Raw genomic sequence first — 19,362 nt, 5'->3', positions numbered from 1 at the left:
GTATTTTGCCGTTGTGCACTGCGAAATTCACTGCTACGTAATTAGCGTGATGAATGGCGATCGACAGTATAGCTGTCGTCGGTTCAGAAACTCCATCGATATGCGTTATCGTTTCTTCTGAGGGCGTTACGTGCAAGAAGTAAGACACTCCGCCATGGGGCCTCGGCTCGGTTTGAAAAAGCTGCTTCTGGCATCGGATCGCGATCGGGCGATCTTGCAGGGCAGCAATGTTGCCCATCTGGTGGACTATGTGGAAGCCGACGGTGGTTCCTTCGACACGTTGAAGGATACGTTTCCGATCGCCGCGGTCGCCTTTTCCGACAAGGCAGAGGTGGACCTGAAGAAGGGGCTGGCGCGACTGTCTGCCTTGCGAACGCTCCCGGAGCTGGCGGTCCTGCGTCTTGACCCGGTCAATGTGGCGGAGAGCTCGGCGCTCCTGCGTGCGCTTGCCGAAGACGGAGTAGGCCGGCTCGCCCGATATTCGGCTTCGATCACGTCGGAACTCGCCGTGCTGAGGCGTGAGCGCGAAGAACTGTTCGAAAACTATCGCCTTCTGGAAGACGCCTTCCATGCGCGAAACTGGGAGCCGGTTGCCGAAGTCTTTGCCCATGATCCCTTTGCCGATCCGAAGGACGAGGGTGTAGGGCAGCTGTTGAGCAGCGCGTTCATCGAGCAGCTCCTGCCCGTCTCGAGCCTCGGGGTCGCCGGCTTCGCGCTTCACCTGCACTCATTGCCGAAGGGCAGTGGAGAGCTCATCGTCACTTTGAACTACCTGGAAAGTGGCGAAGGCGTGGCGGAATGGAATGTTCCCTATGTCGGCCTGGTTTCCGGCTGGAACTTCTTTTCTCTGCCGCGTGCGTGCGGCGGCGCGGCAAGGACACTTCGCCTGCGCGTATCAGCAAGCGGCTCCGACGCGCTTGGCCTTTCGCTCGGGCACCACATCGCCAGCGAGCGCTACTCGGCGCGATCGGAACATCCGCATCCCGACCTTGACCTGCGCCCGCTTGCGTTCCGGGTGTTTACGGGGCTGCCCGGGGTCAAGCCCGCCAGCACCGCGAACATGATCGCTCCCACCAGTTTGCTGGAAGGACAATTCACCGTCGATTACAGGCTGGGGATCGAGAAGCTCAGCCAGATCACTGACGTTTCGGTGACCCAGATCGTCCCGGATTTCCAGACGATCCGGTTCCTCGAACACGAACATGCGATCGTCTGCCACCCCCTGCCGACCGGTATCTCAGCCGGGGCGATCAACCGCGCCATCGAGCCTGGCACCGTCTCGTTGTCGGCAAGCGCCATTATCGATCATCCCAAGGGCGCGCCGGCAGCAGTCAGTTTTCTCCTGAGCCCCGCCAGTTCGAACGCGCGCGCGGAAGTCGCCGAGCTCGCGCGCAAGGGTTCGGTGAAACCTTCGACCCTGTTCAGCGGCTGGCGCGAAGTCGGTGCCCAGCAATCCATCAGCATCAGCATGCAGATGGACGAAGCGATCCGCGTGCCAATGGATCTGATCATCCTCAGCCGGGCCGTGGATGAGACCGTCGATTTTTGCTGGCTCAAGTTGTCGAGCTTCCGACTGGTAAAGCAGTCGACGGAGGCCCTGAATGCCAGGTAATCCGGAGGCCGATCTCATCGCCATCGCGATGCCGCTTTACGGTCATGCGGCGCTTGTCCTGGAAGCCATCGAATCCGCTCTTGCGTCCGATCTGAACACCTCCAGGCTCGCGATCGTGGTTTCGGTCGATGGCGACCCGTGCCACGAAACGTTCGACCAGCTGTTGCTCTATGCTGCGGTCCATCCGTTCATTCACGTGATATTCGGCCGCAACGCGGGGCCAGGTGGTGCCCGCAACCGCGCCATCGACTTCATTCTCGAGCATCTGCCCGAGGCGCGGGCGGTGTATTTCCTCGATGCCGACAATCGTGTTCTGCCTCGCACCATAGAGACACTCTATGAAAAGCTCGGCAGCAGTGCTTGTGGCTGGGTCTATACCAACATCGATACGTTCTCCGTGTCCTGGCGCGCGCATTACGGCAATCAGTATTCGCGGCTGGCGCATTGCATCACGGACAACATTTGCGACACGGGATCGCTGATTTCCATCGACGTTTTCCGCGCCGGCGTGCGCTTCAGCGACGACCGGCAGAACGGATTTGAGGACTGGGAATTCTGGTTGTCCTGCATCGAGAATGGCTTCGTCGGGGTGCCATGCCACGACACGGTCTTTGAGTATCGGTTGCGCGCCGAAAGCCGTTTCAAGGAAGCCAACCGGGAGCGCGCTACTTCGGTCAGTTACCTCAGAAAACGCCACAAGGCTCTGTATCGCCGCCCGATGCTCGTCGATTTCGAGCATGAGGAAGCGCCGCGCTATCTCTTCGCCCGAACCGAAAATGCGTCGATCTCGCTGTTTACCGATCCGACCAAGGCACCAACCGTGCTTCGGCTGGACGACATCATCCCGGCGTTCTGGGCAAATGTCGGCGAACCCGACAATGCACACTTCCCGCCCTTTCTCGTGGCGGGCAGTGGTTCGGCTTTCGATCTCTTGCTCCGCTCGCGCATGCTTCCAAACATTCTCGCCCACCTGGAGCGGTTGAGCGAAAATACCAACGCGTTGTTCGTTCAACTTGCAAATGACGGCGTGAAGCGTGGGATCGAGGCGGTTGCACTACCGGCAGGTTCGCAGAATGTCGGCCCGGCTGACCTTGTTTTCCTTCCGACGCCGCTGGTCAGAGACGTGATCCAGAACAACGCGCTGGAGTGGTTCGCATCGATCGGCAACCAGCAGGTCTGGCCGACGGTGACGCTGCTGAAAGTTCGCTTTCCCTTCCCCAAGAGCCTGTCGCGCCGTTCGCTGATCACGCCGCAGCAGATGATGATCAATTGCATCAATGCCATTGCTTCCAGCCCCTTGCGCCATACGGCGGGCAAACGGTGGACATGGCGGCCTTCGCGGCTGGTGCCCTATGGCGAGCTATACAAGGAGCTGCGAAGGGAAGTCGGCGGTTCGCCGGTCCTGCCGCTCGGGCACAGCTCCGGCAAGCGCACTGCGGCTCTGCTGGTGCCGAACGCCTCTTTCGGTGGGGCCGAAAAGGTCATTTATGCTGTCGCGCGCGAGCTGAAGCGAACCGGTTTCGAAACACATCTGTTCGTGCTCGGCAGCGCCAAGATGGATGTCATCGACGAATTCGATGCGAGCTTTGATCACATTCACTTCTGGGATGCCGGCGTTCCTGCATGGGGCGGGTCGGGCTCATTCCTCGGACAGGATTTTATCGCCGACGAGCATGGAGTCGATTGGCAGGCGTTGAAGGGCCAGCTGTCTGGTTTCGATCTGGTGATCAACAACCATGTCATGGCCGTCCATCCCCTCATCGCCCGGCTGCGTTCCGAGGGAACGCGAACGGCATGCTATCTTCACGTCGTCGACAACACCGCGTTCAAGCGCCCGGCGGGCCAGCCTTTTGCCGCGATCGCTCACGAACATTGCTATGACGCGTTCCTGACCTGCTCCGAGCAGTTGAAGACCTACCTGCACAGTTTCGGCGTGCCGCACGCAAAGGTCTTTGCCGTCTCCAACAGCGCGGGCTTTACGGTGCCACCGAAAGTCCAGGCAGACGTGATCGCCGCCCGACGGCAGCCGCGCGACGATGCGCGCTTGCACGTGCTCTACATGGGGCGGCTTGATCGGCAGAAGGGGATCGACAGGCTGGCGGCCACGTTGTCCGAGCTTCGAGCGAGGAATGTTCCATTCGAGGCGCGTGCCGTCGGCGGCGAGATTCTTGCCGACTCGAGCGTCTCATGGACGGAACGATTGAAGGATCTCTCCGTCGACGTCCGTCCACCGGCCTTCGCCAGCAAGGAACTCATCAAGGCACTGTCCTGGGCGGATGTGCTCGTCATGCCGTCCCGTTGGGAAGGTGCGCCGCTCGCCATCGCCGAGGCACAGCAGCTCGGATGCGTTCCGATTGCCACGGCGGTTGGCGCCGTCGACGAACTCATCATCGACGGCGAAGATGGCGTGCTGATCCATGCGGCCGCCGATCCCGAAGTCGTCAGGTCGATGGCACAGGCCATCGAGGCGGTTGCCCGCAACCCAGACCAACTTGCTCCGCTGATCGAAGGCTGCATCAAGACTGCATCCCGTCGTTCGTGGACATCCTCGTTTTCGCAGTTTCTCGCGTGGTGCGACACCTGGGTCGATAACTCGTCCCAGTCAAGAACGGCCGTCTTTCCAGCGGATCCAGCGGTAGACGCCGGCATCCGGGCGGCCAGTTGAGCCCACGCCGGTATTTCAAGCAGAAAGGTCGATTGCATGCCTGCAAGGATTCTTGTGACCGGTATTCCCGGTCACTACACCCGCCTCGTCAATGGCGCCCACGGTTTGTCTGTCTCCTATGCGGAGCGTCAAAAACAGCCGGAGACGAAAGAGGAGTTTCTGCAGGAGTTGCGCAATATCAGCAACACCGGCAACTATCTCATCGGCGAAGGTGCCCTGCGCGCGCTTTCACCCCACGCCAAGCACGTGCCGTTCTGGCATCTCTATAATTGCGCCAAGAATGGCGTCGGCCTCGACGAATTCAACTCGAATTTCGATATCTGCGTCTTCACCTGCGCCAATCTGCTGCGCAAGGGGCTTTCGGCTGACGCGGAAGCCGATGTGCTCGAGCAGCTCAAGATGCCGATCGTCATGCTCGGCATCGGTCAGCAGAACCGCAAGGATCTGGAGAACAACCTGCCAGAGGGCACGAAGCGGCTGCTGGCCATTCTCAAGGAGCGTGAGCACTTCTTCCTGACGCGCGGCTTCGAGACGGAAGGTTTCCTGAAAGATCAAGGCTTTAACTTCGTGCGGCCGACCGGTTGCCCGTCCGTCTATTTCATGCCCGACAACATGCGGAAATCGCTCAGAAAGCTGCCTGAGGTCGATGTCGGCAAGGCGCGCACCATTTTCTCCGGTTACCTTGGCGGCAACCAGGATACGGTCCTGGATGCCAAGGCTCTGCCTGGCGGCGATAGCGTCCCGCAATACGTGGTCCAGGACGAGTTTCTCCACTTCGACATGAGCGTCGAGCCCAATGGGGAGGGCCGCGTCTACGACACGGCGTCGGGCACCATGGTGGGCAACCTCGCCTATCCCGGCGCCGACAGGCTCGGCAAGCCATTCCAGGTGCGCACCTTCTTCGACACCAATCAGTGGCGAGCCTGGGCTTCGTCGATGGACTTCAATCTGGGCCGCCGTTTCCACGGCTCGATCATCGCCATGCAGGCGGCCGTACCGAGCCTGATGGTCGCGGTAGACGACCGCATGCGCGAAATGCTCGGTTACACCGGATTGCCTGCAGTCGACATCAACGAGATCGACAGCGCCGAGAACCGCAGCGAATTCGTCGCCGACCATCTTGGGAAGCTCAATGCTTCGGAACTCGTTGACAGATATTCCGATCGCGAGCGCAGATTCCGTTCGACTTTGCGGGAAATCGGCATCGGTCACTAGCAGAACTCGGCATCCTCCTAAGCGCTCGTTCAAAGGACAGTTATGCGTATCTTACTTACAGGGATCCCCTCGTATCTGCAGCGCACGATCGGCTCAGTTGCCGGCATGACGGTGCACCACCGCCCCTATTTCGACGAGGTGACGGCGAAGAAGGACTTCCTCTCCCAGGTCAGGAGAATAGCCAATACCGGCAACTATCTGATCGGCGAGGGTGCCGCACAAAGCCTGCGGGGGCACGATGTCACCTATGTTCCCTTCTGGCACCTCGCCAACAATCGTACTTCGGACGAGCTCTACGAGCAGGCAAACCGCGAATTCGATATCTGTGTCTTCGCTTCCGCCAACCTGTTGCGGCCCGGATATTCCGCCGATCTCGAAGCCGAGGTTTTCGCCAAGCTGAAGATGCCCGTGGTGGTGATGGGCATCGGCATCCAGCGCAAGGAAGGTCTCAAGGAGTTGCTGCCGGCAGGCACGCTCAAGTTCCTGGACGTGCTCAGGAACAGGGAAAGCTTCTTCCTGACACGCGGCTATTTTACCGCGGAGTTCCTGAGAGAGCAGGGGATGAAATTCGTCAAGCCGACGGGCTGCCCCTCGCTCTATTTCGCCCCGAACGAAATGGTCCGGTCGCTGACGGCACTCGCCAATCCGGCCTTGGCGGACGCGCAGAAGATCGCCTTCGGTGGTTACCTCGGCAGCGTCGCCGACACGATCGTCGACGCGCACGCACTACTGGGGCCGAAGTCCGTTGCCAGCTATGTGGTCCAGGACGAGGTCATCGCCTACAATCTTGACCTGCCGGGTGAGGATACGACCCCGGTTTACGATCGCGCCAGTGGACGTATTACCGGGGCGACGCAGTACAAGCACAAGGAGAAGTGGCAGCGCGAACACGAGCTGATCGCCTTCTTCGACACAAACCAATGGCGAGGCTGGACGACGACCAGAGACATGTGTTTCGGCCGTCGGTTCCATGGCTGCATCATCGGCATGCAGGCCGGCGTTCCGGCGCTGATGATCGCGGTGGACGACCGCATGCGCGAAATGCTCGAGTTCATCGGCTTCCCCTATATCGAGGCGGCAACCTGGAATCGCGAGGCCGAGAAGCGGACCTATCTTTCGAACTTCCTTTCCAAGATCGACGCAGAGGCGGCCGTCGACCGTTATCGCGCCTGTGAGACCAACTTCAGAAATGTGCTCGGCCAGATTGGGATCTGAGCGCGTGGCATGGAAGGTTGCAGCGCGCAAAGTCCTTCTTTGCGCGCTGATTTCGCTTCTTGTCTTCGAGACCGGATCGGCGATCGCACAGGATCAAAACCCGGCGGCGATCGTCGGGATCAATAGGGTCAATCTCGCTTGGCAGACACCCGACGAGCAGAGAAAAATCCTTGGTGACATCGCCGCGAGCGGCGCAACCCACGTGCGGCTATCCCTGTCGGCCCCGGTAGACAAGAGCATCGACGCGGTCGAGATCGCTCATGGCCTCGGCTTGAAGATCCTGCTGGAGATTCAGCTCGCGAATCCCGACTACTACGCGGACGAGGTTCGTGCTCGAACCGGCTTCGGTCGTATCTGGGACATTCGCCGCCTCTCCGACCTCGATCCGGCGAAGTACCGCGAAAGCCTCAAGGCGGCATTGCGCAGATTGGACGATGCAGGCGTTACGCTGATGGCCGTCGAGCCCGGTAACGAGATCAATTACAGCGCCTACAATGGCGATCTCGTCGTTTATCGAAAACCCGGTGCCGTCACACCGCGCCGTGTCTCCGACATCCGCAACAGGCAGGCCTTCGAGCGAGGACTGGCAACCTACGTGGAGGTTGCCAGGATTACCCGGCAGGAGCTGAAGGCGACGATCCATAGCCGCGACGCGGTGGTCGTTTCTGCCGGCTTATCCGACATGAGCGCCGGGGAGGCGGATCATAGGGGCATGGAGCGCCTGGACCCGGAAGAAGTGATCACCCTTCTTAAATTGCGTGGGCTCGATGAGTATGTCGACGCCTATGGCATTCACGTCTATCCGGGACGTAAGGCAGGGCCGAAGCTTGCCGGCTATATCCGCGAACTCCTTCGTTTCTGCGGGGCAGGGGACACAGGCAAGCCCTGCTGGATCACCGAATGGGGCGTGGCGAACTCCGCCCGTTCCTGCCCGCTCGACGACCAGAAGCGCACCGGGGCGGTGGCGGCGATACGATCAGTTTTTAGCGACCTCATGTCGTCAGGGCGATTGGAAGCCGCTTTCTATTATGACTGGGATACCAACGCCGGCTACGGTGTCTGGCGATGCGGCCAGCTCAGTTCTGCCGGTATCAAGGCAATTGCTCCGAACTAGCTGACGGCCCTCAATCGGGGCAGCTTGCGCGTGGGGGCGAGGATGGCCCGCATTTTGCAGCAGTTCCAGCGCCCTTCAGGCGTCGCGTCGAGGCATTGTCGCCTCCAGGTTCGGAGAGTTTGCATCCGCCCTACGTTTGGCTCAGGTCGCCGTTGATCCCCGTATCTGCTGGTGCGGGCCGCTAACAGGCGCACTGGTCGCGGCCCGTTACCTTCATACCTCGAAGACGTCCTCGAACGATTCCGGGAAGCTCTGGCGAGCGACCTTTTCGTTGATGACGAGCAAGGCTTCATAGGACACCGGGTCGAAGTCCTTGTCCACAGCCAAGACCTCGCGGCCGAACAGGAGGTTCAGCCGGGCGGCGTCAAGATTGCCACGTTCGAACGGTTCCGCGCCGAAATGATGCCAAAGGGCGTGGAGGAAGGCCGCGTCGATGCGGTGCGCTCCCGAGCCCGGCCGCGCATGGCGGGGCAACGCCTTGATCGGCGTTGCCCCCTTTGGATTGGCGCGACGGATCACGAACTGGATGCCTGTACCCGGCATGGCGTAGGGAAATCCCCGGTGTTTCGTCATATCAGGCAGCTTGGCCATTCCACTCTCCTTACGCGGTCTCTTTCTGGGCGATCTTATCCTGCGTCTTCGTGTCGAAGTCGGAGGCATCGTGGCGTTCGTGCAATTGTTCCGACGGATCACCGCTCAGGCGGTTGACCATGCGGCCGCGCTTGACTGCCGGACGCGCCGCGATTTCGGCCGTCCAGCGCTGGACGTGCTTGTAGCTCCCTACATCGAGAAAGGTGCCGGCGTCACCATAGGTCTGGTGGAGGGCCAGGCCGCCATACCAGGGCCAGATGGCCATGTCGGCGATAGTGTATTCGGACCCGGCCATGAACCGATTGCCTTCGAGATGGCGGTCGAGCACGTCGAGCTGACGCTTCACTTCCATGGCGTAGCGGTCGATGGCGTATTTGATGTGCATCGGCGCATAGGCATAGAAATGGCCGAAGCCGCCGCCGAGAAAGGGCGCGGAGCCCATCTGCCAGAACAGCCAGTTGAACGTTTCCGTGCGGGCGCGAAGCTCGGTTGGCAGGAAGGCGCCAAACTTTTCGGCGAGATAGAGCAGGATGGAAGCAGATTCGAAAACGCGAACCGGCGCCCCGCCACCCTTCGGCGCGTGGTCCATCATCGCCGGGATCTTGGAATTCGGATTGGCTTCGACGAAGCCGGAACCGAACTGGTCGCCATCGCCGATGCGGATTGGCCAGGCGTCGTATTCCGCGCCTGAATGGCCGGCAGCCAGAAGCTCTTCCAACATGATCGTGACCTTAACGCCATTGGGTGTGGCGAGCGAATAGAGCTGCAGCGGATGCTTGCCGACGGGCAACGCCTTGTCATGGGTCGGGCCGGCAATCGGGCGGTTGATGCTGGCAAACGCGCCGCCATTGCCCGCTTCCCAGGTCCAGACCTTAGGAAGTGCATAGCCGGCGGGGAAATTATCGGCGGGGGATTTCTCGGTCATGAAAATTCAACCTTGTCTTCTCGGAAACACGTCACTCTGCCGGGTTTGGCATCTCTCGATATAGGAAAGCAATCACTGTTAATCACGACTTTGAGCGACGAAACCAGAGAGACCGTGCTGGGCGGTTTCCGTCAACCGGACCTGTGCGTTTTTTCTCGGGTTCGATTCCACCCCATCATGGTCGATGATCCAGTAATTTTCCTGCAAAGCTCGCTTGACATTCGTCCATTATACAGGTCAATTCCTGTTTAGCGGATATAAAGTTCGGTATACCGGACGAAGGCGGGGAGGCCTTTTCTACAGATCGCGCAGCGACACCATGTTGCCGGCGGACGAATGCGCCCAGTTGGTGCGTGAACATTCCAGAATACCTGCTCTCACAAGTCAAAACTAAAAAAGGGGGACTTAAATGAGTGAAATTGTATCCATCAATCGTAGAACTGCGCTGAAACTGCTTGGTGCGGGAGGGGCTGTTCTTGCGGCGCCATACATTATTCGTCCGCGCCCGGCCTGGGCCGACAATGGTGTCCTCAACATCACCACCTATGACAAGTTCCTGCCGCAGGAATTCATCGACAAGTTCCAGAAAGACACCGGTATCGAGGTTCGCATCCGTCTGACCGACGACCAGGGCAAACAGTACAACCTGCTTACCGCCGAGGGTGCTAATCCGTCGACCGATATCGTCACCGTTGCCGGCCACCGCTATTCGCAGTTCATCAGCTCAAAGCTGCTGCAGCCGCTCGACACCGGCAAGATTGCCAACTGGAAGAACCTCAATCCCGCCTATCAGGACGCGCCCTGGGCGCGTGTCGACGGCAATCTGTGGGGTCTGCCAATCCTGGCCGGCTACGAGGGTCTCGCCCGCAACGTCGACTATGTGAAGGAGGCGCCGAGCTGGGAGATCATGTTCGATCCGCAGTTCAAGGGCCAAACCTCCTACATCGTCAGCGATTTCATGACCATCGTCATGCAATATCTCGGCCATGACGGCGACTTCGTCAGCTATGCCGGTAAAGCGGACGTCGCCCAGAAGGCGACCAACGAGGCGCGCGACTTCCTGATCAAGAACAAGGACATGGTTCGCAAGTACTATGATGCCGGGTCTGAAGTGCAGCAGATGTTCATCAACGAGGACATCTATCTGGCCCATTCGTGGTCTGGCCCGGCCGCCAAACTGATCATCGACGGTCATCCGATCCAGCTGTCAGTGCCGAAGGAAGGCACGTTCGGCTTCTGCTACACACTCAATGTCGTCAACAACGCGCCGAACGCAGAGAACGCGTACAAGCTGCTCGACGCCATCCTGGCGAGCCCGGAAGTCGGCGCTGCAATGACCCGCCAGTCGGGCTACAGCTCGACCATGAACGGCGTCGGCGATCTGCTCAACGAACGCGAAAAGCTCGCCTCGACGCTTCCGCAGGAAGAAGTCGAGCGCATCATCTTCTTCTCGTCGGTCAACCGCGACATGAAGAACGAAATGATCGACCGTGCGACCACCGAGGTCAAGGCGGCCTGATCAGGCGACGCTTCGCATAGCTTGCACCTGTCCCGGGGCGCTTCGGCGATCTCCGGGCCGGTGGCCGGCCTGCTGGCCCCTTCCAGCCAACAACGCGCAATGACTGACCGCCGACGACGCCGCGCGGCACTGGTCGGGCTGCGCCAACTGAGATCGTCTAATGGTGACTAGCAACACGACAGCCGGATACGGCACGGTGCGCGATGCGGCCGTGCCGAGATATTCCACCGGCATAGCCAAGGTGGTCAACTCCTCGCTTTACCGGAAAACGCTGGGGGCGGCGGTGGAATCGCGGATCGGTCGCATCATCCTTCTGGCCGGTGTGCCGATGATCTGGCTGATCATGCTGCATGTCGGGCCGATCTATCAGATGCTGAAGATCAGCCTCCTGTCCCATTACCCGGTTCAGCCGGGCGTGGAGTCGCGCTTCACCCTCGACAACTATGCGATCTTCTTCCGGGAAGCGATCTATTTCACGCCGCTGATCAAGAGCTTCATCTTTGCCACCGTCGCGACCGCCGCGACCCTGGTCGTGGTCTATCCGGTTGCCTACTACGTCGCCAAGGTCGTCAGGCCGGAGGGCCGCTCCAAGGCGCTGCTGTTGTTGCTCGTGCCGTTCTGGGCGGGCGAACTGATCCGGACGTTTTCGGTGATCATGCTGCTTGCCAACCGCGGCGCCGTCAACGTTCTGCTGCGCGAGATCGGCCTGATCGACCGGCCGATCCCGATGCTTTATACGTCGTTCTCGCTGGGCTTCGGCCTTGTCTACCTGATCTGCCTCTACATGCTGCTGCCGCTTTATTCGGCGATCGAAAAGATCCCGTCGCCGTTGCTGGATGCGGCTGCCGATCTCGGCGCCGGGCCGTTCACGCGCTTCCGCCGGATCATCCTGCCGCTGTCGCGCGATGGCATCGTATCGGGCTGCTGCCTGGTCTTCCTGACATGTATCGGCGTCTTTGCCACCCCCATGCTGCTCGGCGGCCCCAACACCGTGCTGTTTCCCGAAACGATCAGCGGTTTCTTCCATGGTGCCAGCGACAAGTGGCCGGTCGGCGCCGCCTTCGCCCTGATCATGCTGGTGACCGCACTTGTCGCCGCCGCCATCTTCATGCGGCTGGTCGGCGGGCGTAAAAGGAGAGCAATCTAATGCGCAATCTGTTTTCCGATGCCCCGCGCGCATCACTGACCGCGTTCTATTGGGCCTTCATCCTCTATCTGCTTCTGCCGCTCACGCTGATGATGGCCATGAGCTTCAAGGGCGCCAATTTCGTCGCCTTCCCGATCGGGGAGTGGACGTTCGACTGGTACGTCAAGGTGATGCAGGACAAGCAGTTCCTGGAAGCCTGCCTCTATTCCATCATGATCGCGGGAGCGACGACGCTTGCGGCGACAATCCTCGGTGTCTGGATCGCCATGCTGATCGTTGCCGAGGGCGTCCGCGGCCAGGTCATCATCTTCGCGCTCGCCTGTCTGCCGGCGGTCGTTCCGGGCATGATCTCGGCGATCTCACTGCGCATCTTCATCTCGACCATCGACATGCCGACGGGTACGGCGGCCGTCATCCTCGGCCACACCGTGCACGCCGTGCCCTTCGTCGTCGTCATGGCGCTCACCCGCCTGCGCTCGATGCCCGGCAACCTCGTCGATGCGGCACGCGATCTCGGTGCCGACAGCGTCGTTGCCTTCTTCCGCGTGACGCTGCCCTATCTCGGACCGGCGCTGCTCGGTGGCATGATCTTCTGTGTGCTTCTGTCGATCGACGATTTTGTCCGCACCTTCTTCCTTGGCGGCTATCGCCCGACCCTGCCCATGCTGATCTTCGCCAAGGTGCAGGGCGGCATGTCTCCTGAAATCAACGCAATGGCGACGCTTGTCCTCGTGGTTACGGCCGCGGTCGGACTGTACGCCGAACATCTCACCCGCCGCGCGAGGACCCGCTGATGGAACCCGTCGTCCAATTCGACAATGTCAACAAGAGCTACGGCAAGCACGTCGCCGTCGACAACCTGAACCTGAGCATCGAGGCTGGCAAGTTCGTCACCTTGCTCGGACCTTCCGGTTGCGGAAAGTCGACGTCGCTTCGCATGCTTGGCGGTTTCGAAACGCCGACATCCGGCCGCATCCTGCTGAGCGGCAAGGACGTCACCAAGGTTCCGCCCAACAAGCGCAACGTCAACATCGTGTTCCAGGACTATGCGCTATTCCCGCATATGACTGTTGCCAAGAACATTGCCTTCGGCCTCGAGCTGAAGGGCCTCGACAACCAGGCGATTCATCGCCGGGTATCGGAACTCCTGGAACTGGTCCAGCTCCAGGACTATGCCAATCGCCTGCCGGCGGAGCTGTCCGGCGGTCAGCGCCAGCGCGTCGCGCTCATGCGCGCCCTTGCGCCGGATCCGGACGTGCTGCTGCTCGATGAGCCGCTTTCCGCACTCGACGCCAAGCTGCGTCAGCAGATGCAGATCGAGCTCAAGGCCATCCAGGAAAAGACCGGCAAGACCTTCATGTTCGTCACCCACGATCAGGAAGAAGCGTTGACCATGTCCGACACGATCGTGGTCATGAACAAGGGCCGGATCGAGCAGATGGGCGATCCTCACACGCTGTACGGCCGCCCCGGCTCGGTCTTCGTCGCCAACTTCATCGGCGAGACCAACCTGTTGCGCAGTACCGTTGTCGGAACCGAAGGCGATGTCGCGGCTCTCAGCTGGAACGGCATCACCATCACGGCAAACCAAGGCGGGCTTTCGCCGAAGGTCGGCGAGCATCTCTACGTGGTCCTGCGCCCGGAGGCGATCCATTGTTCGGCGAGCGAGCCGACCAGCGGAAACCGCATCAAGGGCAAGATCCGTCAACGGGTGTTCAAGGGCAACCACACCTCGCTGATGGTCGATGTCGGCGCGGGCACCTTGCTCAACACCCTTGTGCATCCAAGCGATGTCGCGCAACTTAACGGCGAGGACATCTGGGTCGGTTGGAAGCCCGAGACGGCGACGGTCATTCCCGACCGGCACGCTCACAACTAATCAACCAACGGCGCGCATCGCATTGGTGCGGGTCCTAAGCAGGCAAGGCGGCCAATGCGAACCCCAAGTTCCATCGGCCGACGGAGGTGAACCATGGCTTATAACGTAGAGACACCGATCCCATCGGCGGCGACGAGCCTGCTGGAGCTGGAACAGCGTGTCCGCGACGATCTTGCCTGCCTGTGCTATCCGCCGGCAAACTGGGTTGTGCCCACCGCCTCCGATGAACAGGTCCATGACGTCGTCGTCATCGGTGGCGGCATGTGCGGCCTGGTCGCCAGTTTCGCTCTGATCGGCGCCGGCATTCAGAATATCCGCATCTTCGATCGCAGCGAAGAGGGCCTCGAAGGGCCATGGCTGACCTATGCGCGCATGGAGACTCTGCGTTCGCCCAAGCAACTGACCGGCCCGGCCTATGGCATGGCCTCGCTCACCTTCCGCGCCTGGCACGTTGCCCAGTTCGGCAATGACGCATGGGCCAAGCTCGACAAGATCCCCCGCCCGATGTGGATGGAGTATCTGAGCTGGTACCGCAAGGTGCTCGATCTGCCGGTCGAAAACGGCGTCGAGGTCAAGGCGATCCAGCCCGAGGGCGCTTTCATGCGGTTGACGATAACAGGCAAGGGCGCGCGGGAAACGTCGGTGCTTACCCGGAAGGTGGTGATGGCAACCGGCCGCGACGGCATGGGGCATCCCAGCATTCCCGACTTCGTCGGCGATCTGCCGGAGAAATACTGGGCGCATTCCTCTGACGAGATCGACTTTGCTGCCCTCAGCGGCAAGCGGGTCGTGGTTGTCGGGGTCGGCGCCTCGGCGGTCGACAACGCCGCCGAGGCGCTGGAAGCGGGGGCTGCCGAAGTCCGCCATCTCATCCGGCGCAAGGAAATGCCCTGCATCAACAAACTGATGGGTATCGGCTCGTTCGGCTTCACCGCTGCGTTCCCGCAGCTGGGTGACGCCAGGCGGTGGCAGATCATGAACTACTCGCTGCGCACCCAGACGCCGGCGCCGCGTGGGTCGACGATGCGCGTCAGCCGCCATCCCAACGCCTATTTCCATTTTGACGCCGCCGTCGAAAGTGTCGAACTCGACGGCGACGAAATCGTCATCGAGACGTCGCAAGGCAAGTCGGTCCGCGCGGATTTCCTTATCCTCGGCACCGGCTTTGGGGTCGATCCGCTGGCGCGCAAGGAACTCGACGGCTACGCCGACAAGATCCTTTTGTGGCAGGACCGATTCACGCCGCCTGAGAGCGAGGAGAATGACCAACTCGGCCGGTTCCCCTATCTCGCCGACGATTTCAGTTTCCTCGAGCGCGAACCAGGCCAGGCTCCGTGGCTTGCCAACATCCACAGCTTCAACTCGGGCGCTGCCGCCAGCCTCGGCAAGGTGAGTGGCGACATTCCGGGCATCAGCGAAGGCGCGTCGTGGCTGGTGCGGGAGATCGCCGCCAAGCTCTACTCAGAGAATTTCGACCAATATTGGCAGCGTTTGCTTGACTACGACACGCCCGAATTGCGCGGCGACGAATGGACGGCATCGCCCTTGCCGGACAGCGTAGCGGTCAACGATCGCAAGCAGGCATAGGAGGATCACATGGCTGAAAACGAGGACGTGATTGCCGCGATCGTCGGCATCGAGCCCGGCAGCGCGATGGCCGGCGTGCTATCGGCGCGCGCGGACATCATGGCGCTGACCCAGAAGACACATGACAGTGCGCTGACGCCGGAAAATCCCGGAGGCCTGTCGCATGCCGAGCGCGCAGCACTTGCCTGGCGCATTGCAAAGATCAATGACCATAAAGCCTTCGAGGATCATTTCGAGGCTTTGCTGGAAAAAGCCGGTGCGCCCGACGCCGCTGCCCGGATGGCCGATATCTGGTTCGATGGTGGCAGCGATATCCGTGCCAAGGCGCTGATCCGCCACGTCGACCTGGTGGCGCATGCGCCGAAGCAGGCAACCCGCCGTGACATCGAATTGTTGCAGGAAGCGGGTCTTGCCGATGACGACATCGTGCGGCTTTCAGAACTCGTCGCCTTCGTCAGCTACCAGATCAGGGTTGCCGTCGGCCTGGAGTTGATGAGGGGGCTGGCATGAGCGAGATCGTGCACGACTTGACCACCGATATCCCGGTCTGGAGGTCTTATGTGACCCCGCTCAAGCTGGCGGACGCGAGCGCCGAGCAGCTCGAAGCGCTCAAGGTCACTCCATCCAACACCAAGGTCTCGGACTATGTGCTGGTGCTGGCGCATGATGTCGAAACGCTGACGCACAGAAGCCCGCTCTTCAACGGTGTCATGTATAATAGTGGCGGCCTGTCACGCGCCGAGCGCGAGATCGGCGCCGTCGGTGCTTCCATCGTCAACCGTTGCGTCTACTGTGCGGCTGTTCATGCCAGTCGCTACAACCAGTTGACCAAAAGCACCGATGTGATTGCGTCCATTTTTGCCGATGGCGTCGATGCCGAGATCGAGCCGCGGTTGAAGGCGATCTTGAAGTTTGCGGTCAAGCTTTCGAAATGCCCGTCCGAAGCAAGCGCCGATGATATGGCGGCGCTGGTGGAGGCCGGTTTAGGTAAGGAGGAAATCCTCGATCTCATCCTGTCCACCTCTCTGTTCGGCTGGGCCAACCGGCTTATGCATACGCTCGGCGAACCGATCAGGGAATGACAGGAGGAGACACTCACTCGATTGGCAAAGAGGGACAAGCCATGGTGTTGGTCAACCCGCCCGAGATCGGGCCGCGCTTGCAGGCATATCGAAAAGAGTTGAATCTGACACTCGCCGAACTGGCTGCAATGTCCGGCGTATCGCGCTCCATGCTGTCGGAGATTGAGCGCGGCAATGCCAACCCGACCTACGGAACGCTGTGGCATCTGACGCGTGCGCTCAAGATCGACCTCAACAGTCTGGTCAGCGGCGCAAGCGAAGAGCGCGGCGGTTCCATCATCGACCTCCAGCCGGGAAACCTGACGCCGACCATCCGCAGTGCGGACGGCAGTTGCACGCTGCAGATCCTGTCCCCGGCCAGCATGGTGTCGCTGATCGAATGGTATTTGCTGAGTTTTGAGGCTGAAGGGGAACTGGTGAGCGACCCGCATGGGGCAGGCACCGTTGAGCATCTGCACTGCACCAAGGGTGAGATCGTGGTGCGCAGCGCAGGCAACACCATGATCGTTCGGGCCGGAGAAACGGCGCGCTATGCCGCCGACGTCCCCCATTCGCTGACAAGCGTCGGTCCTGTCGGGGCGGGGGCATTCCTGGTGGTTGCGTCCGGCGATGTCGGGCCGAACACGCCGAGAACGTCGATACGTCCGAAATAACGATCGGCCAGCGGGCCGAATTCATGAGCAGAAAAGGGAATGATAATGCGGGTAGGAATAGTCGGGGCGGGTTCGATCGCTTTTGGAACGGCGGCGCTTGTTGAGCAGCAGGGCCACGAGGTGACCTTGTGGTCGCCATCCGGCGAACGGACGCGTGCCTTGGCCAGCGGCCAGGCGCTGGTTGCGGAAGGCGCGATCAAGGGCACCTTCCATCCGGCCGTTGCCACCAGCGCAAAGGACCTTGTTGCCGGTGCCGAGGCGCTCGTCATCGCGCTGCCGGCCTATGGTCACAAGACTGTCCTCGATGCGATTGCACCGCACATTACCCCGGGACAGATCGTCATCTTCAGTTCGCACGCCTCGTTTGGTGCGCTTTATCTCTCCCGCCTGCTGGCAGCGCGCGGCGTTACTGTCCCGATCGTCGCTTGGGGCACGACAGCTGTATCGGGGCGGCAGTTGAGCCCGACCTCGGTCAATGTGAACACGATCCGCAAGCAGGTCGATCTCGCGACGGTGCCGGCATCCGAGAGCGCCAAGGGGCTCTCGATCTGCCAGTCCTTGTTCGGCGACCGTTTCCTCGACCGCGGCAGCCTGATGGCGATCGCGCTTTCCAACCTCAATCCGCAGAACCATATGGGCATCGCGCTCGGCAACATGACCCGCATGGAGCGCGGCGAAAGCTGGAGCCAGGGCCAGAACGTGACGCCGAACGTCGGACGCCTTCTTGAGGATCTCGACCGGGAGCGCATCGCCATCGCCAGCAAGCTCGGACTTGAGGTGCGCAATATCTTTCAGCACTTTCATCTGTCATTCCACGTGCCGATGAGCTCCATCTCCCAGATGAATCAGGAGATGCACGAAGCCGGCAATGGCGGCAGCGGCCCGACCACTGCCGATAGCCGCTACGTGACGGAAGACGTGCCCTTCGGTCTGGTCATGACGGCGAAGATCGGACGTCTCGCAGGCCATCCCGCGGAACTGCACGAGGCGGGCATCCGAATTTTCTCGGCGATGTATGGCCGTGATTTCACCGCGGAGAACGACCTTCTGACGGCCCTTGATCTCGACGCGATGTCGCTGGACGAGCTCAAGGAGCTGTGCCGCAACGGGTTTGCCGCGGCGGCCTGACTTCAGTCCTGATTGCCCGCTTTCACGCGCTCGCGGCAGCCAGCCCGCCGATCGTGCGTGAAGGCCGGGCGATTGTGGCAAACGATCGGGCAACAGCCCGGTCCTCGTTGTTCAATATGGATTTCCCAGTGCTGCGACATGGAAGTGTTTCGCCGGCAAGAGTGAGGCTTTACCCCGCCATGACCAATGCTTTTCTTTCCCATCTCCGCTCCGAACTCGATGGCTTGAAATCATCCGGTCTCTACAAGTCGGAGCGGGTGATCGTCTCGAAACAGGCGGGCGAGATCGAGGTTGCCTCGGGCGAGCGGGTGCTGAACTTCTGTGCCAACAACTATCTCGGCCTGGCCGACAACGAGGAGCTGACTGAGGCCGGCAAAAAGGCGCTCGATCGTTATGGCTACGGCATGGCCTCGGTGCGCTTCATCTGCGGCACCCAGGAAGAGCACAAGCAACTGGAGGCGCGGATCTCCGCCTTCCTCGGCCTGGAAGACACGATCCTCTACTCCTCCTGCTTCGATGCCAATGGCGGCCTGTTCGAGACGCTGCTGGGCGAAGAGGACGCGATCATCTCCGACGCCTTGAACCATGCCTCGATCATCGACGGCGTGCGCCTCTCCAAGGCCAAGCGCTTCCGTTATGCCAACAACGACATGGCGGCGCTGGAGGAAGAGCTGAAGAAGGCCGAAGGCAGTCGCTTCAAGCTGATCGCCACCGACGGTGTGTTCTCGATGGACGGCATCATCGCCAATCTCGGGGGCGTCTGTGACCTCGCCGAGAAGTATGGCGCCATGGTCATGGTCGATGACAGCCATGCGGTCGGCTTCGTCGGCAAAAACGGGCGCGGCTCGGCCGAACATTGCGGCGTCGAGGGCCGCGTCGACATCATCACCGGCACGCTCGGCAAGGCGCTCGGCGGCGCCTCGGGCGGTTACACGTCGGCCAAGGCCGAGGTTGTCGACTGGCTGCGCCAGCGCTCGCGGCCCTATCTGTTTTCCAACACGCTGGCGCCGGTGATTGCCGCCGCCTCGCT

The 19,362-nt window shown here is 60.9% G+C and carries 17 protein-coding genes; 15 read left to right on the top strand and 2 right to left on the bottom strand.

Annotated features, from left to right (window positions below; all coding sequences use genetic code 11):
- Window positions 1-154 precede the first annotated feature (154 nt).
- Genes ASD00_RS19145 through ASD00_RS19125 form a run of 5 tightly spaced genes read left to right on the top strand, consistent with a single transcriptional unit; the run spans window position 155 to window position 7,821 of the window.
- Window positions 155-1,612 carry a DUF6212 domain-containing protein gene (locus tag ASD00_RS19145; protein WP_156585686.1) on the top strand — a complete coding sequence of 486 codons (1,458 nt, stop codon included), beginning with the start codon at window positions 155-157 and terminating at the stop codon, window positions 1,610-1,612.
- Window positions 1,602-4,277, top strand: coding sequence for a glycosyltransferase (locus ASD00_RS19140; protein WP_057208319.1), 2,676 nt, complete (start codon window positions 1,602-1,604; stop codon window positions 4,275-4,277). Before ASD00_RS19145 ends, ASD00_RS19140 begins: the two co-directional genes overlap by 11 nt.
- A 36-nt stretch (window positions 4,278-4,313) precedes the next feature.
- Window positions 4,314-5,492 carry a polysaccharide pyruvyl transferase family protein gene (locus tag ASD00_RS19135; RefSeq protein ID WP_057208317.1) on the top strand — a complete coding sequence of 393 codons (1,179 nt, stop codon included), beginning with the start codon at window positions 4,314-4,316 and terminating at the stop codon, window positions 5,490-5,492.
- Between the two features lie 42 nt (window positions 5,493-5,534).
- Complete coding sequence (locus ASD00_RS19130) at window positions 5,535-6,707, top strand: polysaccharide pyruvyl transferase family protein (protein ID WP_057208315.1); 1,173 nt, start codon at window positions 5,535-5,537, stop codon at window positions 6,705-6,707.
- Between the two features lie 4 nt (window positions 6,708-6,711).
- Entirely contained in the window at window positions 6,712-7,821 is a 1,110-nt protein-coding gene (locus ASD00_RS19125) for a glycoside hydrolase family protein (RefSeq protein WP_244496089.1), read from the top strand.
- 213 nt (window positions 7,822-8,034) lie between these two features.
- On the opposite strand, the gene ASD00_RS19120 is transcribed toward ASD00_RS19125, so the two are convergent.
- Both ASD00_RS19120 and yghU read right to left on the bottom strand, forming a co-directional pair.
- Window positions 8,035-8,412: a hypothetical protein gene (locus tag ASD00_RS19120; protein WP_025431406.1), complete on the bottom strand. Its 378-nt coding sequence runs from the start codon at window positions 8,410-8,412 to the stop codon at window positions 8,035-8,037.
- Window positions 8,413-8,422: 10 nt separating this feature from the next.
- Window positions 8,423-9,337: a glutathione-dependent disulfide-bond oxidoreductase gene (gene yghU / locus ASD00_RS19115; protein WP_025431405.1), complete on the bottom strand. Its 915-nt coding sequence runs from the start codon at window positions 9,335-9,337 to the stop codon at window positions 8,423-8,425.
- 409 nt (window positions 9,338-9,746) lie between these two features.
- Between yghU and ASD00_RS19110 the strand changes: the two genes are divergently transcribed.
- From ASD00_RS19110 to ASD00_RS19065, 10 genes are all read left to right on the top strand, one after another.
- A complete protein-coding gene (locus ASD00_RS19110; RefSeq protein ID WP_057208311.1) occupies window positions 9,747-10,856 on the top strand; it encodes an extracellular solute-binding protein in 1,110 nt (369 codons plus the stop codon).
- Window positions 10,857-11,016: 160 nt separating this feature from the next.
- Window positions 11,017-12,003 (top strand): ABC transporter permease, encoded by a 987-nt coding sequence (locus ASD00_RS19105; RefSeq protein ID WP_025431403.1) that lies wholly within the window; start codon window positions 11,017-11,019, stop codon window positions 12,001-12,003.
- Window positions 12,003-12,797, top strand: coding sequence for an ABC transporter permease (locus ASD00_RS19100; RefSeq protein ID WP_025431402.1), 795 nt, complete (start codon window positions 12,003-12,005; stop codon window positions 12,795-12,797). Before ASD00_RS19105 ends, ASD00_RS19100 begins: the two co-directional genes overlap by 1 nt.
- Window positions 12,797-13,882, top strand: a complete 1,086-nt coding sequence (locus tag ASD00_RS19095; protein WP_057208306.1) for an ABC transporter ATP-binding protein — start codon at window positions 12,797-12,799, stop codon at window positions 13,880-13,882. The genes ASD00_RS19100 and ASD00_RS19095 overlap by 1 nt, the downstream gene beginning before the upstream one ends.
- Before the next feature lie 93 nt (window positions 13,883-13,975).
- The gene (locus tag ASD00_RS19090; RefSeq protein WP_057208304.1) at window positions 13,976-15,469 is read left to right on the top strand and encodes an NAD(P)/FAD-dependent oxidoreductase; all 1,494 of its coding nucleotides are present in this window, start codon (window positions 13,976-13,978) and stop codon (window positions 15,467-15,469) included.
- Window positions 15,470-15,478: 9 nt separating this feature from the next.
- Complete coding sequence (locus ASD00_RS19085; RefSeq protein WP_041692984.1) at window positions 15,479-15,979, top strand: hypothetical protein; 501 nt, start codon at window positions 15,479-15,481, stop codon at window positions 15,977-15,979.
- The gene (locus tag ASD00_RS19080; protein ID WP_057208302.1) at window positions 15,976-16,551 is read left to right on the top strand and encodes a peroxidase-related enzyme; all 576 of its coding nucleotides are present in this window, start codon (window positions 15,976-15,978) and stop codon (window positions 16,549-16,551) included. The genes ASD00_RS19085 and ASD00_RS19080 overlap by 4 nt, the downstream gene beginning before the upstream one ends.
- A gap of 41 nt (window positions 16,552-16,592) precedes the next feature.
- Window positions 16,593-17,204: an XRE family transcriptional regulator gene (locus ASD00_RS19075; protein ID WP_063997110.1), complete on the top strand. Its 612-nt coding sequence runs from the start codon at window positions 16,593-16,595 to the stop codon at window positions 17,202-17,204.
- A 45-nt stretch (window positions 17,205-17,249) separates the two neighbouring features.
- Window positions 17,250-18,332: an NAD/NADP octopine/nopaline dehydrogenase family protein gene (locus ASD00_RS19070; protein ID WP_200951481.1), complete on the top strand. Its 1,083-nt coding sequence runs from the start codon at window positions 17,250-17,252 to the stop codon at window positions 18,330-18,332.
- A gap of 179 nt (window positions 18,333-18,511) precedes the next feature.
- Window positions 18,512-19,362, top strand: an 851-nt coding sequence (locus tag ASD00_RS19065; protein ID WP_063963301.1) for a glycine C-acetyltransferase, incomplete at its 3' end; no start/stop codon positions are given.

It is taken from the genome of Ensifer sp. Root31, from assembly GCF_001424825.1.
GTDB lineage: Bacteria > Pseudomonadota > Alphaproteobacteria > Rhizobiales > Rhizobiaceae > Ensifer > Ensifer canadensis.
Note: the sequence above shows the minus strand (reverse complement) of the source record. Positions and strands in the feature narration are given on the sequence as shown.

Coding starts and splice junctions, on each gene's coding strand:
- ASD00_RS19085 (WP_041692984.1), top strand. CDS start 15,479: ATGGCTGAAAACGAGGACGTGATTGCCGCGATCGTCGGCATCGAGCCC.
- ASD00_RS19110 (WP_057208311.1), top strand. CDS start 9,747: ATGAGTGAAATTGTATCCATCAATCGTAGAACTGCGCTGAAACTGCTT.
- yghU (WP_025431405.1), bottom strand. CDS start 9,337: ATGACCGAGAAATCCCCCGCCGATAATTTCCCCGCCGGCTATGCACTT.
- ASD00_RS19095 (WP_057208306.1), top strand. CDS start 12,797: ATGGAACCCGTCGTCCAATTCGACAATGTCAACAAGAGCTACGGCAAG.
- ASD00_RS19100 (WP_025431402.1), top strand. CDS start 12,003: ATGCGCAATCTGTTTTCCGATGCCCCGCGCGCATCACTGACCGCGTTC.
- ASD00_RS19120 (WP_025431406.1), bottom strand. CDS start 8,412: ATGGCCAAGCTGCCTGATATGACGAAACACCGGGGATTTCCCTACGCC.
- ASD00_RS19135 (WP_057208317.1), top strand. CDS start 4,314: ATGCCTGCAAGGATTCTTGTGACCGGTATTCCCGGTCACTACACCCGC.
- ASD00_RS19075 (WP_063997110.1), top strand. CDS start 16,593: ATGGTGTTGGTCAACCCGCCCGAGATCGGGCCGCGCTTGCAGGCATAT.
- ASD00_RS19145 (WP_156585686.1), top strand. CDS start 155: ATGGGGCCTCGGCTCGGTTTGAAAAAGCTGCTTCTGGCATCGGATCGC.
- ASD00_RS19130 (WP_057208315.1), top strand. CDS start 5,535: ATGCGTATCTTACTTACAGGGATCCCCTCGTATCTGCAGCGCACGATC.
- ASD00_RS19080 (WP_057208302.1), top strand. CDS start 15,976: ATGAGCGAGATCGTGCACGACTTGACCACCGATATCCCGGTCTGGAGG.
- ASD00_RS19090 (WP_057208304.1), top strand. CDS start 13,976: ATGGCTTATAACGTAGAGACACCGATCCCATCGGCGGCGACGAGCCTG.
- ASD00_RS19140 (WP_057208319.1), top strand. CDS start 1,602: ATGCCAGGTAATCCGGAGGCCGATCTCATCGCCATCGCGATGCCGCTT.
- ASD00_RS19105 (WP_025431403.1), top strand. CDS start 11,017: ATGGTGACTAGCAACACGACAGCCGGATACGGCACGGTGCGCGATGCG.
- ASD00_RS19070 (WP_200951481.1), top strand. CDS start 17,250: ATGCGGGTAGGAATAGTCGGGGCGGGTTCGATCGCTTTTGGAACGGCG.